Source organism: Pseudoalteromonas sp. OOF1S-7 (assembly GCF_022347765.1).
Classification (GTDB): domain Bacteria; phylum Pseudomonadota; class Gammaproteobacteria; order Enterobacterales; family Alteromonadaceae; genus Pseudoalteromonas.
In genome coordinates, this window is record NZ_JAKRFZ010000004.1 from 39,614 (window position 1) to 52,368 (window position 12,755).

General features: G+C 45.9%; 12 protein-coding genes. 7 read left to right on the forward strand and 5 right to left on the reverse strand.

Annotation, left to right across the window (positions count from 1 at the left end):
- Window positions 1-17 precede the first annotated feature (17 nt).
- The gene (locus tag MHN33_RS07460) at window positions 18-659 is read left to right on the forward strand and encodes a riboflavin synthase subunit alpha (protein WP_239397372.1); all 642 of its coding nucleotides are present in this window, start codon (window positions 18-20) and stop codon (window positions 657-659) included.
- A 13-nt stretch (window positions 660-672) separates the two neighbouring features.
- Here the strand turns inward: MHN33_RS07460 and MHN33_RS07465 are convergent, their stop codons facing one another.
- The gene (locus MHN33_RS07465) at window positions 673-876 is read right to left on the reverse strand and encodes a CPXCG motif-containing cysteine-rich protein (RefSeq protein ID WP_125717608.1); all 204 of its coding nucleotides are present in this window, start codon (window positions 874-876) and stop codon (window positions 673-675) included.
- A gap of 78 nt (window positions 877-954) precedes the next feature.
- Complete coding sequence (locus tag MHN33_RS07470; protein ID WP_239397373.1) at window positions 955-1,809, reverse strand: fructosamine kinase family protein; 855 nt, start codon at window positions 1,807-1,809, stop codon at window positions 955-957.
- Between the two features lie 135 nt (window positions 1,810-1,944).
- Between MHN33_RS07470 and MHN33_RS07475 the strand changes: the two genes are divergently transcribed.
- On the forward strand, window positions 1,945-2,637 hold the full coding sequence (locus MHN33_RS07475) for a DUF445 domain-containing protein (RefSeq protein WP_239397374.1): 693 nt from the start codon (window positions 1,945-1,947) through the stop codon (window positions 2,635-2,637).
- Between the two features lie 78 nt (window positions 2,638-2,715).
- Here MHN33_RS07475 and MHN33_RS07480 read toward each other — a convergent pair whose 3' ends face one another.
- On the reverse strand, window positions 2,716-3,075 hold the full coding sequence (locus MHN33_RS07480) for a DUF3718 domain-containing protein (RefSeq protein ID WP_239397375.1): 360 nt from the start codon (window positions 3,073-3,075) through the stop codon (window positions 2,716-2,718).
- Between the two features lie 636 nt (window positions 3,076-3,711).
- Between MHN33_RS07480 and MHN33_RS07485 the strand changes: the two genes are divergently transcribed.
- From MHN33_RS07485 to MHN33_RS07500, 4 genes are all read left to right on the forward strand, one after another.
- Complete coding sequence (locus MHN33_RS07485; protein WP_239397657.1) at window positions 3,712-5,094, forward strand: amidohydrolase; 1,383 nt, start codon at window positions 3,712-3,714, stop codon at window positions 5,092-5,094.
- Between the two features lie 10 nt (window positions 5,095-5,104).
- A complete protein-coding gene (locus MHN33_RS07490; RefSeq protein WP_239397376.1) occupies window positions 5,105-6,349 on the forward strand; it encodes an amidohydrolase family protein in 1,245 nt (414 codons plus the stop codon).
- A gap of 164 nt (window positions 6,350-6,513) precedes the next feature.
- Complete coding sequence (locus MHN33_RS07495; protein ID WP_239397377.1) at window positions 6,514-7,584, forward strand: histidine kinase; 1,071 nt, start codon at window positions 6,514-6,516, stop codon at window positions 7,582-7,584.
- Window positions 7,585-7,588: 4 nt separating this feature from the next.
- Complete coding sequence (locus MHN33_RS07500) at window positions 7,589-8,413, forward strand: LytTR family DNA-binding domain-containing protein (RefSeq protein WP_049864693.1); 825 nt, start codon at window positions 7,589-7,591, stop codon at window positions 8,411-8,413.
- A 69-nt stretch (window positions 8,414-8,482) separates the two neighbouring features.
- On the opposite strand, the gene pyk is transcribed toward MHN33_RS07500, so the two are convergent.
- A complete protein-coding gene (pyk, locus tag MHN33_RS07505; protein ID WP_239397378.1) occupies window positions 8,483-9,916 on the reverse strand; it encodes a pyruvate kinase in 1,434 nt (477 codons plus the stop codon).
- Between the two features lie 320 nt (window positions 9,917-10,236).
- Between pyk and gndA the strand changes: the two genes are divergently transcribed.
- Window positions 10,237-11,610 (forward strand): NADP-dependent phosphogluconate dehydrogenase, encoded by a 1,374-nt coding sequence (gndA, locus tag MHN33_RS07510; RefSeq protein ID WP_239397379.1) that lies wholly within the window; start codon window positions 10,237-10,239, stop codon window positions 11,608-11,610.
- 68 nt (window positions 11,611-11,678) lie between these two features.
- On the opposite strand, the gene ansA is transcribed toward gndA, so the two are convergent.
- Entirely contained in the window at window positions 11,679-12,689 is a 1,011-nt protein-coding gene (gene ansA / locus MHN33_RS07515; protein ID WP_046004356.1) for an asparaginase, read from the reverse strand.
- Window positions 12,690-12,755: the final 66 nt, after the last annotated feature.

Consider the following 12,755-nt stretch of genomic DNA (forward strand, 5'->3'; position numbering starts at 1 on the left):
TCGAAAATTTGAGTGTTATGTTTACCGGAATTGTACAGACTCAAGCGACGGTGGTCAGTGCCGTCTTACGAGAAGGGATTATGAAATTGGTATTGTCGGTCGACAGCCGCTATCTGCAGAAGTTAACTCATGGTGCCAGTATCGCAATCAACGGTTGTTGCCTGACCGTCACTGACTTTGAAGTAAGGGGGGCAGATGTAGTCGGGCAGGTGTCTTTTGACGTGATTGATGAAACACTCAGATTGACCAATTTGAGTGCATTACAGCAGGGGAGCCGGGTGAATTTTGAGCGCTCAGTGACCTTTGGTACTGAGTTAGGCGGACATATTGTGTCAGGACATATACATTGTCAGGCAACGATATTGGCATTTATTCGCGAAGCTGACAATTGCCGGATCAAGCTCGCTATCCCTGAAACATGGAAAAAATACATACTCTATAAAGGGTTTATTTGTGTAAATGGCGCGAGTTTAACGGTGGGTAAACTAGAAGAAGATGGCTTCTGGTTGCATCTGATCCCGGAAACACTGACTCTGACCAATATCGGTGAAGCCCGTGTTGATGGTGTGTTTAATATTGAAGTTGATCAGCAGACATACACTACAGTGAACACGGTAGAGCACTATCTACGTAAAGTCCGGGGGAGTTTTTCCCTGTAATGTCAGTTCACTGTTAAAAGACTTGTTCGTCGTCAGAGTCCACCCTCAGTTCAAGTTTATTAATCGCGTAGTCGATGTGCATATTCAAATGAATTGGGTTGCAACAGGCTGCGCAATCTTCATAGTAATCCTGATCGCCTTCGCTGACGTCCAGACTAACAAAGATATGGTGGCCGCAATGCGGGCAACTAATACGTTGGTCATACAGCTGCTTCATGAGTTTACTCCAACGAGTTTTCCATTTTTCGCATTAATAACTATAGCAGCATTGCGAATTATTACAGTAAAGTTGCACTTATTTATATAGGGTCTCGATTTGGCAGGCTGCTTGCTTCAGGTAGTCTCCAGCAAACATATTGGCATGGCACAGCAACGGGTAAAGTTGGTAGATGCTGCGACGTACTTCGTATCCCTCCTGGCGTGGGTAGACACTGTCATACCCTTCATAAAACGCATGAGGTAAGGGGGCGAATAGCTCACTAGAGGCCAGATCAATTTCTCTGTCACCATAATAGCAAGAAGGACAAAACAAACAGGGTTTACCCTGTGCAAAGGCGATGTTACCGCGCCAAAAATGGCCATGTAGTAAAGAAGGCGCAACCTGATGGGGTAACATAGGTTTTATATGTTCAACAAACTGGTCAATATCAACCAGCTTAATGCCTTTTTCTGCCAACAACTGCAGTTGCCAGGCTATACGTTCCTCAGCAAAGAATATTTCCCACTTTTTGTGCCATTGGTTAGGTTGTAGCAAGTCGAAAAAATAGTTATCTTCTTCCAGCCCGTACATTTGCTGTTCATGGCGAGTGTGCAACTTGGCCAAAGTAGTGCCGCAGGAAAACCAGTCTTCAAGCTCTCCAGAGGTCTCCAGCCATTCAAGCACCAAAAAGCAAAACTCAATGCTTGAGCCTATCGTTATGGTGTCTGCAACCAGAAAGTCACTGTCCCGGATCAGCGTGTCATGGTTACGAGCCTCACATTCAAAGCGTTCCAATGCCTGAATGTGATCCACTTTAACCAGATAACTGTGATGGTCATTCTCGATTTTAAATAAACGAGCATGCGCATTACAGGGCAATTGCGTTTTACGGGTAAACTCGAAGTGTTCATGGATTGCATCACTAATATACTGGTTTACGAGATTCCACATAGTACCGCCATGGTTGAGTACCATACATATTCTAAACTATGGTCGATTTTTGCTATAACACAAATACTTGTAGACAGATTTAAATTCACTACAATATGCGGCCGAGCAAAACACTCAGATAATTAAGAGGCACTGATGAGTAAAAGTTTAGCAACGAATATCCTGGCTGCAGTGGTTGTACTTCTGGGTTGGTTGTTACATCTTGATGTGTTGTTGACAATGGGCTTGTTTGCCCTGTCAGGGGCTGTTACTAACTGGCTTGCAATCCACATGTTGTTTGAAAAAGTACCAGGCTTGTACGGCTCCGGCGTGATAACCATTAAATTTAAAGAATTCAAAACCGCCATTCGCAAGCTAATACTTGAAGAGTTTTTTAACGATGACAAACTGCGTAGCTTTGCCAAAAAGAATGAAATTCAGTTGGACCTGAAACCCGTGATCACACAAACGGATCTGTCACCTGCATTCAATAAACTAGTACAGGTGATAGAGGCTTCCCAGTTTGGAGCCATGTTGGCTATGGTGGGAGGCAAAGAAGCGATTGAGCCGATGAAAGACAGCTTCACTGACAAAATGAAAGAAGCACTGTTTGAAATCAGTGAAGGCCCTGAGTTCAAACAGCAACTATCTGGGTTACTGAGCAGCGGTCAGTCGGTTGATGCTGTGAAGGTGGCCATAGAGCATGCTGTCGAAGAACGCCTGGAAGAGCTCACGCCGGCAATGGTTAAGGGTATCGTTCAAGATATGATCCATACACACCTTGGCTGGTTGGTTGTATGGGGTGGCGTTTTTGGTGGCTTGTTTGGCCTGATCGCAGCATTGATATGAACATAATCCAGTAAGACAGGGCGCATCGTGATCTAGCTTAAAGCGCTATCACAATACGCCGCTGGTGCTTTTTGGCACTTATCGTGACCCGGAAACAACGATGGTCTGCTTGCTTTCAGTCATCGCGATGTCACGAATGGATGTGTCTGTGGTAAAGTCGATCTTAAGCAGACCAGCAGATTTATGCAGGCCAAACTTTTTAGCGAACTGAGGCACCGTCATGTCGTTACAAGTAAGTTTGTCCGCGACAATGGTGCGGCTGATGCGATGTTCTGTCAGTTCTTTAAGTAAAGTCAGGCGGTGGTTTGCCCCCACGGCAACACACAGTTGGGTTGCAACACTGTTATCTGTTCCTACAAACTCAACTTCTCCTGCAGTTGCAGATAAGCTGGTGGCCAAAAGCAGGGGGGTAAGCACTAAAGTCGCGGCAAGTTTCATGTTCTTCTCCAGATTTATACAAAGCTCACAACAAGTATTGATGCGAATCATGCAAAATGCTGTAACCGTGCAATGAGCGAGTGTAAGCAACTGTGTCTACTGTAAAAAAGCTGGGTAAGAAGCTGATTTTAATGATATAGTTGTGTCAGACGTAAGCGGTTGTCGGACTTTTTCTGAGCAATTTTTTTTCGATTAACTATTTTTCTTTGTTTCATTATAGTGATGTTTTCGTTTAATTGAGCTTAGATTAATACCTGTGTCAAAAGTATGTCGATACTTCTGTGAGTGTGTCGGCAACGTCTCACCGTTTTGTCTGCATCGGTGTGAGAACAAGGCTGAATAACGCGTTGCGCACCTACCTTGCTCGCACGAACATATGGCCTGTAATAAGGCGTTTTTATGTATTGGTGAACAAAAGGTAGTCAGCTGCTTAAGCAACCAGGTTCGAAAAAGGGCAGTGCAGACGAGTTAACCGTACTGAAAGACCGGATAAGTCTCTATTACAGGGAGAAAACTCGAAATGTGCAGGTGGCCGAGCTATATTGTGAACTGTCGAAACTAAGTTGCAATTTTACGTCAATTGTTAGCCAATAGACTGCGGGGTGATCAATCACGCAGAACAATAAGAGAAAAATGATGCAAAAATTCAAGCCAACGGCGATTGTACTTGCATTGAGTACAGTTCTTTTAGGGTGCCAGGACAAAGGCCCTCAGAAAGAAAAAGTCACCATTGAAAAAAATCCTTACCCAAGTACCTATCAGCCTCATAGTGCAGGCTCTACCTTAATCACTAATGCAACCGTACTGACTGGTACAGGTGAGCGACTGGAAGAAACGGATATACTGCTAAAAGAAGGTAAAATCAGCCAGGTAGGTAAAGACCTATCTGTTCAGGCTGACGTAACCATTGATGCGCAGGGGAAATGGGTAACGCCCGGGATTATTGACGTACACTCACACCTCGGCGCCTACCCTAATCCTTCAGTAGAATCCCATGCAGATGGTAATGAAATGACTAAGCCCAATACAGCGCAGGTTTGGGTAGAGCATTCAGTGTGGCCACAAGACCCGGGGTTTAATCGCGCGCGAGAAGGCGGGATCACCACGTTACAGATTTTACCTGGCTCTGCGAACCTGTTTGGTGGTCGTAGTGTGACACTGAAAAACGTGCCGTCGCCAACCATGCAGGGTATGAAGTTTCCGGATGCCCCATATGGTTTGAAAATGGCCTGTGGTGAAAACCCGAAACGCGTTTATGGTGGTAAAGGCGTCGCACCTTACACCCGTATGGGTAATATGGCGGGGTATCGCGCAGCCTGGGCAGAAGCAACTGAATATAAGCAAGCCTGGGAGCAATACAACGCGGCATATGCTGCTGGTTTGAACCCGGATGCACCAGAGCGTGATATTCGCTTGGATACATTGCGAGGTGTACTAGACGGCGAAATCCTGATCCACAACCACTGTTATAAAGCCGAGGAAATGGCGATGATGATCGACCTCTCTAAAGAGTTTAATTATCATTCTGGTACTTTCCACCATGGTATTGAAGCGTATAAAGTTGCTGATCTATTGGCTGAAAACGGTAACTGTGCCGCGTTGTGGCCAGATTGGTGGGGGTTCAAGATGGAAGCGTATGACATGGTACCGGAAAACGTCGCAATTGTGGATGCCGTTAAAAATTCTTGTGCCGTTGTACACTCCGACTCAGACACCACGATTCAACGTTTGAACCATGAAGCGGCTAAAATCATGAATACCGCAAATCAGGCTGGCTTTTCACTGAAAGAGCAAGATGCGATCAAGTGGATCACTTACAATGCTGCCAAATCTCTTGGTATTGAAGATAAAACAGGCTCAGTGAAACTAGGTAAGCAAGCGGATATTGTTATCTGGGATCGCAATCCATTTAGCGTTTATTCTAAGGCTGAAACCGTATATATAGACGGTGCCAAAGTATATGACCGCTTCGATGAGAAGTATCAGGCGGTAAGTGATTTTATGCTGGGTCAGCGCTAAGGAGTAAATGATGAATAACTTTAAGGTTTCTTTATTGACCGGTGCATTGTTGGCTTCTTCTGCTGCTTTTGCTCAGATCACGGCTATCACCAATGCTAAGGTTCACACTTTGACTGACGCGGGCACTCTGGAAGGGGCAACCGTGGTCATTGAAAATGGCACCATCACTGCAATCAATCCCGCTAATGTAGCCGCAGACGTGACGATTGATGCGAAGGGCAGAGTATTGACACCTGGCTTTATCGGTTCGATGAACCAGCTCGGACTAGTTGAAGTGAGCGCAGTGGCCGGTTCCAGAGATGCAGGTGATGATAAAGCTGACGTTGACTTTGACGCCAGCCCGGCATTCAACCCACGCTCTTCCCTTATTCCTTATGGCCGTAAAGGTGGTATCACTCAGAATCTGGTTGTGCCCCATGGTGGCAAAAGCATTTTTGAAGGGTTGGCATTCGTTGTTGATTTATCAGGTGAGTTTAACAGTGTTCTGAAAACACGCACTGCTTTAGTAGTTGATATGGATGCAAGTGGCAGTGGTTCACGGGCAATGAAGTATAAAACTCTGACAGAAAAGCTTGAAGGGCAACAGCAAAAGTTGTCTGAAAAAGATAAAAAAGACGACAAAAAAGCCACTAAAAAGCCCACTCAGGAAGAGCTGGTACTGACGGCTGTCCTAAAAGGCGACATGCCGGTTGTTGTCGAGGTTGAACGTGCATCCGACATCCTTGAAGTATTGAAAGTGAAAGCGCAGTTCGGTCTTAATTTGGTCCTGTGGGGCGTAAACGATGCAGTCCTGGTTAAAGAGCACATAGCTAAAGCAAACGTACCCGTTGTGATCAGTGCTGTATCCAATCTGCCGACTAGTTTCAGTTCATTACACGCTGATCTGAGTAATGCTGGTGAACTTGAGCGTGCGGGCGTAAAAGTATTGTTGTCGGGTTTTGCGTTTGAAGGCGCGCATAACTTGTACCAGTTACGCTTTGATGCGGGTATTGCCGTTGCACACGGTATGAGTTATGACGGTGCGCTTAAAGCGGTCAGTAGTAACATTGCTGAGGTATTTGGTCTGGATGGTGGTAAGATAGCGTCAGGTCAACGTGCCGACCTGGTATTGTGGAGTGCTGACCCATTTGAATATAGCACGACTTTAGATAAGCTCTGGATCAATGGCGAAGAGGTAAGCACGAAGTCTCGTCATGATAAACTCAGAGAGCGTTATACAACCGATTCTGATATGCCACGCGCGTACACGAAATAATCACGACAAAATAAAAGGCCCGAAAGGGCCTTTTTTGTCATCAATGAAACGTAATTTAACCGCGTCAATTTGCGTTTAACCGTTAGAAAAGCAAGACCGCTGGTGCTGTTGAATAAGGCTGCCATAGGATATAATTTGACTAAGTCTTAAGAGGTTATAAACGTTTGAAGTGGCAAGCTCTGGTCGATAATCGACAGCGATTTTTCTGGGTTTTACAAATTGCAGGCTGGATAGGCTATGCATTGGTAAACTACATAGGATCAAAAGTATTCGAAATGCGCGATATTTACGTTTTCGTGATCGTGCTCAACGCCTATGCTGGTTGTTTGATGACTGTCCCCTTGCGTTACCTCTATCGAAAAGTGTGGAATGCGAAGCCCTTAGTACTTATCTTTGTGGTATTTAGCGCGTCTTACCTGACTGGTACGCTATGGTCGGTCGTGCAAAAGTTCAATATGTGGGAAATTTACCGCCATGGTTACAGGCCTGAGGAATGGTACTATTACCTTCAGCAAGGACTTGACTCTGTTTACATCATTTTGTGTTGGAGCGGGTTGTACTTTGGTGTTAAGTACTATCAGTTATTGCAAAGTGAACGACAAAAAGCGCTTAAAGCCAACACGATGGCGCATGAAGCACAACTTAAAATGCTGAGATACCAGCTAAATCCGCATTTCCTCTTCAATACGCTCAACGCGATTTCAACCTTAATATTGGTTGAAGAAAATAAAGATGCCAACCAGATGGTGTCCAGACTGAGTGACTTTCTGCGCTACACATTAAACACAGATCCAATAAAAAAAGTCCCGCTGGAACAGGAACTCCATGCGCTCAAATTGTATCTGAATATCGAAAAAGTTCGTTTCGATGAGCGCCTGGATATAGTGTTTGATATCACCGAAGAAGCAGAGCAGGCACTGGTTCCCAGTTTGATACTGCAACCCCTCATTGAAAACTCCATCAAATATGCTATTGCACACATGGCCAGTGGTGGCAAAATCGAGATAAGAGCCCAGGTTTTTGCCAATGAGCTATTGTTAGAAGTGGGTGATAACGGGCCGGGGGCTTCAATAGAAAACGGCCAGTTAAGTAACGTACAGGGAGTTGGCATTGCTAATACCCAGGACAGACTAAAAACTTTATACGAGAATAACTATTCATTTGTGCTTGCGCACAATGCACCTTCTGGATTGAAGGTGAATATACGAGTTCCTTTTGAAAAGGCTGAGAAGTAAAGTAATGAGCAAAATCAGAACGCTAATAGTAGATGATGAGTCCCTGGCCAGAAAAGGCCTGGCGGTGCGCCTGAAGCAAATAGAAGACATAGACGTTATCGAGTTGTGCAGCTCAGGCGAGCAGGCTCTTGAGTTGTGTGCCAGTCAGCAAATAGATTTGGTATTCCTCGATATTCAAATGCCAACCATGAATGGTTTTGAAGTGGCCAGGGCGCTCAGTGAGAGTGTTAAGCCGCTACCTGCCATCGTGTTTGTCACTGCTTTTGATCATTATGCAGTAAAAGCCTTTGAAATTCATGCTTTAGATTACATCCTAAAGCCCGTAGATGACAACAGACTAAAACAGGCGGTTGAAAAAGTGCATAGCTATTTGAAAACACAACAAGACAATGCTCATAAGAAAAAGCTTGCCAGCTTCGTTGCCGGTATCACAGGCAATAACTGCGAAGAAATTCTGCGCAAACTGGCCACTGGCGATACCATTGAAGATAAAAAATATCCTGAATCAATCGCGGTGAAAGAGCAGGGAGAAATTATTCGCGTTTCCGCTGCGTCAATTCAGTGGATAGATGCTGCGGGTGATTACATGTGTTTGCACTGCTCTGACGGACAAACGCATATTCTGCGAAAAACGATGAAGGAGCTTGAGCAAGAGCTGGATCCTAAATTGTTTGTGCGTGTTCATCGCTCAGCGATAGTAAATACCAAGCAAATCAGCAAGCTGGTGACACAAAGCAGTGGTGAGTATCTGTTAGTACTAGAAAATGGTCAGGAATTGAAAGTTAGCCGAAGCTACCGCGACAAGGTAAAAGCCGCACTCGCAAGCTAAGTCTGTGGATTGATGATGCATTGAGCGGCAATGATGATCCGGGCAGTCATGCCACCCGGACCGGGGTTGTTAAACGGTGACAATTTTCATTGTATTGGTCGCACCAATGGTTTCCATTACGTCACCGTGAGTCAGGATCACCGTATCGCCTTGTTCCAGCGCACCTGCTTCGACCAGTGTATTTAGCGCATCGCGCACGGTGGATTCTTCATTACATTGAGTAGAGTCAAAGTAAACCGGATAAACGCCACGATAAAGTGCTGTCTGGCCTAAAGTTCTGGCATGCCGAGATAATGAATAGATAGGCAAGCCGGAACTTATTCTCGACATCAACTTTGCGGTGTTACCAGACTCCGTGAGTGCCACAATGGCTTTGACTGAGGTCAGGTGGTTAGCAGCGTACATAGCAGACAATGCCAGCGTTTCCGACGTATCAGTAAACATGCTATCCAGGCGATGTTTTGAAATATGTGTCTGCGGTTGAGATTCCGCCCCCAGACACACGCGCGCCATGGTTGCGACTGTTTCTTCCGGGTAGTCACCCGCTGCCGTCTCTGCAGAGAGCATAACGGCATCTGTACCATCTAGTACAGCATTTGCAACGTCCATGACTTCAGCTCGGGTAGGCATAGGATTGTCAATCATTGATTCCATCATTTGCGTTGCAGTGATCACCGTTCTGTTCAGTGAGCGTGCGCGGCTGATGATTTGTTTTTGCTTACCCACCAATGCGGCATCGCCGATTTCAACACCCAGATCGCCACGGGCTACCATCACGGCATCGGATGCCAGCACGATGTCATCAATCGCTTCGATTGATTCTACAGCCTCTGCACGTTCAATCTTAGCCAGCAACTGGGCATCTGATCCTGCTTTTTCAGCAAGTCCACGTACATAGCGCATATCATCGCCGCTGCGAGGAAAAGAGACCGCAATGTAATCAACACCAATCTCAGTTGCAGTAAGCAAATCTTCTTTGTCTTTATCGGTAAATGCAGGGGCTGTCAGGCCACCTCCCAGTCGATTGATCCCTTTATTGTTCGACAGGATCCCACCCAAAGTAACCGTACAGTGCACTTTATTGCCTTCTACAGTATCAACCGTCAGCTGGATCAAGCCATCGTTCAGGAGTAACAAGTCACCTGATGTTACGTCGTTTGGCAGCTCTTTATAGTCAATACCTACGGATTCGATAGTCCCCTGACCTTTTTCCAGATCAGCATCTAAAGTAAATTTGGCCCCAATGGCAAGATTAACTTTGCCGTCTTTGAATGTTGACACGCGAATTTTTGGCCCTTGTAAATCAGCCAGAATCGAGATGTGTTTGTTTAGTTTTTTTGCAATTTCTCTGACGGCTTGAGCACGATTTTTATGGTCCTGTGCAACGCCATGAGAGAAGTTCAAACGGACAACGTTTGCACCTGCGCGAATGATTTTTTCTAAGTTATTATCTTTATCCGTAGCTGGCCCTAGTGTTGCTACGATTTTTGTGCGTCTAAGCATCAGGTTCTCCTGTTGGCTTGTCTCGGTGACTTTATTTGGTTAACTTGCTGGGTTTTAAGAAAGAAATATCTTATAGCCCTTTTTAACACGCAAATTAAATTATATCATCTATATGAACTGATTATGACACCGGTGTCAGGTGTCGTCAATCATGACTTCTTGTCAATGATATGTCGTACTTACCTTATGGTGGTTCACTTACCATGAGATAAGCGGGATCAGTGAGGTAAGCGAGCGTTGCTGTATATCCCCCCCAGCTGGGGTATAATGTTGTTGCGTTACCGATATAGTATAGAATTTGTTACCGAGGAGGAAACTTAATGCAAGTTGCATTAGTTGGTTTGGGTGTGATGGGGAAAAACCTCGCGCTAAATTTAGTAGAACAGGGCATGACGTTAGTTGCCTATGATAAGAACCCGGATGCGGGGGCGGAATTGTTAAGCTGCGCCCAGTCACTGGGTATCGCCGAGCGCCTTCACATAGTTTCCGATCTTGCTGACATGGTAAAGCGATTGGACACACCAAGATCAGTATTGCTGTTGGTACCGGCTGGTGAGCTGGTGGACAAAGTGTGTCAGGATCTGATTGAAGCCGGTGTGGAAAAGGGCGACATTATTGTTGATTGCGGTAACAGCAATTACAAAGATGGTATTGCCCGCAAGCTGAAATATCAGAACAAATTCGAATTTGCCACAATGGGCATTTCAGGCGGTGCAGAAGGTGCAAGACATGGACCTGCCATGATGGCCAGCGGTTCAGAAGGTGGCTGGGAGCGCTTAATCCCTTGGTTTGAGAAGGTGGCCGCTACACATAATGGTGAATCCTGCTTCGCACGAGTTGGGCAGTCTGCCAGTGGGCACTTTGTCAAAATGGTCCACAACGGCATCGAATATGCGCTGATGCAGTTGATCGCTGAAATGTATCAATTACTACGTATCGGTGTGGGTTATTCACCTGCACAGGTTTCCGAAGTATTCAAAAACTGGTCTGAAGGGCCTCTAAATAGCTATCTACTGTCGATTTCCAGTCACATTCTTAGCCTTGAGAGTGACCAAAATGAGGCCGTGGTGGACCTTATCGATAATAAAGTTGGCGCTAAGGGAACGGGTCTATGGACTGCGCAAAATGCGCTTGAACTGGGTATTGCAGTACCATCGTTGGTTGCTGCTGTACAAGCCAGACACCTTACAAACACCATAGATACACCCGCCGCGAAAGAGATGACCTATGCGCAGCGTGCAACTAATAGTGTTGACTTAGACCTGGATGAGCTGAAAGATGCATTCTATTTTGCTAGCTTGCTGTGCTATCGTCAGGGCTTAGCACTAATCAAAGGCGCTTCCAGATCACATCAGTGGAAAGTGGATCTGGACAAAACACTGCAGACATGGCGAGCAGGTTGTATCATTCGGGCAGATTATCTGGATGATATTGCGAAGGGGGTTGAGTTTTTGGATACGCTTGAGGGCCCGGCAAACGCGTTACGTAAAATTGCCGGTCAGGCAATTCAAAGCGGCCTGGCATTCCCTGTACTGACTTCAACACAAACCTACATTGCGACGCTGAGCACGCCAAGCAATGGTCATTTAGTGCAGGCACAGCGTGATTATTTTGGCGAGCACGGTATTAAAACACACAGTGGAGAATCCTGTCACCTGACTGATCTGACAGAGATTGACGCTAAAGTCAGATAATCTAATCTCTGAGTGACAACAAAAAAAGCCCGGCGCACAAGCCCGGGCTTTTTTGTCTGGATCAAAGACTAACGCGTCAGTTCGCCGCGCAAGTTATCTTGCATCAGATGGCGCACAGTTTCTAATTCAAGACCCTGGCTAAATAGGTAGTGTAGCTTGGTCAAACAGGCTTCCAGCGTCATATCGTAGCCACTGATCACGCCGCAGTTCAGCAAGGCGTTTCCGGTTGCGTAGCCACCCATATTCACCTGGCCCTGAATACACTGGGTTAAGTTGACAATTACCACGCCCCTGTCTGAGGCAGCCTTGAGCGCGCTTAGTATATCCTCCTGTTGCGGGGCATTACCAACACCGAAGCTGAGCAGAATAAGCGCTTTGATATCGCTTTGTAACACATTCGCCACCATAGCGCTGCTGATCCCCGGGTACAGATGCAGTACCGCGATAGGCTGAGAGGCGATTGGTGTAACGCGCAGCGCCTGATCGACGTATGGGCTTAGCTGGCCCTCAAGCAGTTGAATATTAATGCCTGCCTGAGCCAAAGGCGCCATGTTAGGCGAGGCAAAGGCATCGAATCCGTCGGCATGCGCTTTGATGGCCCGATTACCTCTGAACAATTTGTTGTTGAAAAATAAGCTTACTTCGGCAATGGGGTAATTTGCGGCAAGATACATTGCATTAAGTAAATTAACCTGGCCGTCTGAGCGAAGCTGAGACAAAGGAATTTGTGAGCCGGTAATGATCACGGGCTTGGTCAGGTTCTCGAACATAAATGAAAGTGCCGATGCCGTGTAGGCCATGGTATCTGTGCCGTGAAGTACAACAAATCCGTCATATTCTTCATATTTACTTTTTATATCATCGGCTATCAGCTGCCAGTGCTGTGGCGACATATCCGACGAATCAATTAGCGGGCAGTATTCATGAATGTCGAACAAGGGCATTTCTTCTCGGGTAAATTCTGCATTACTTTTGACTGTTTCTGTCAGATAGCCTGCGACGGGCACATAACCCCGGCTGGATTGTTTCATACCAATTGTGCCGCCTGTATAGGCGATATAGATTTTTTTTCTTTTCATTCTGCTACCTAAAAAAAGCCCGGATCCTGGTCCGGGCTAATTATATCAACTGCAGCATCACAATGC

Excerpts from the sequence above, each read along its gene's own strand:
- MHN33_RS07460 (WP_239397372.1), top strand. The coding sequence starts at position 18 with ATGTTTACCGGAATTGTACAGACTCAAGCGACGGTGGTCAGTGCCGTC.
- MHN33_RS07465 (WP_125717608.1), bottom strand. The coding sequence starts at position 876 with ATGAAGCAGCTGTATGACCAACGTATTAGTTGCCCGCATTGCGGCCAC.
- MHN33_RS07470 (WP_239397373.1), bottom strand. The coding sequence starts at position 1,809 with ATGTGGAATCTCGTAAACCAGTATATTAGTGATGCAATCCATGAACAC.
- MHN33_RS07475 (WP_239397374.1), top strand. The coding sequence starts at position 1,945 with ATGAGTAAAAGTTTAGCAACGAATATCCTGGCTGCAGTGGTTGTACTT.
- MHN33_RS07480 (WP_239397375.1), bottom strand. The coding sequence starts at position 3,075 with ATGAAACTTGCCGCGACTTTAGTGCTTACCCCCCTGCTTTTGGCCACC.
- MHN33_RS07485 (WP_239397657.1), top strand. The coding sequence starts at position 3,712 with ATGCAAAAATTCAAGCCAACGGCGATTGTACTTGCATTGAGTACAGTT.
- MHN33_RS07490 (WP_239397376.1), top strand. The coding sequence starts at position 5,105 with ATGAATAACTTTAAGGTTTCTTTATTGACCGGTGCATTGTTGGCTTCT.
- MHN33_RS07500 (WP_049864693.1), top strand. The coding sequence starts at position 7,589 with ATGAGCAAAATCAGAACGCTAATAGTAGATGATGAGTCCCTGGCCAGA.
- pyk (WP_239397378.1), bottom strand. The coding sequence starts at position 9,916 with ATGCTTAGACGCACAAAAATCGTAGCAACACTAGGGCCAGCTACGGAT.
- gndA (WP_239397379.1), top strand. The coding sequence starts at position 10,237 with ATGCAAGTTGCATTAGTTGGTTTGGGTGTGATGGGGAAAAACCTCGCG.
- ansA (WP_046004356.1), bottom strand. The coding sequence starts at position 12,689 with ATGAAAAGAAAAAAAATCTATATCGCCTATACAGGCGGCACAATTGGT.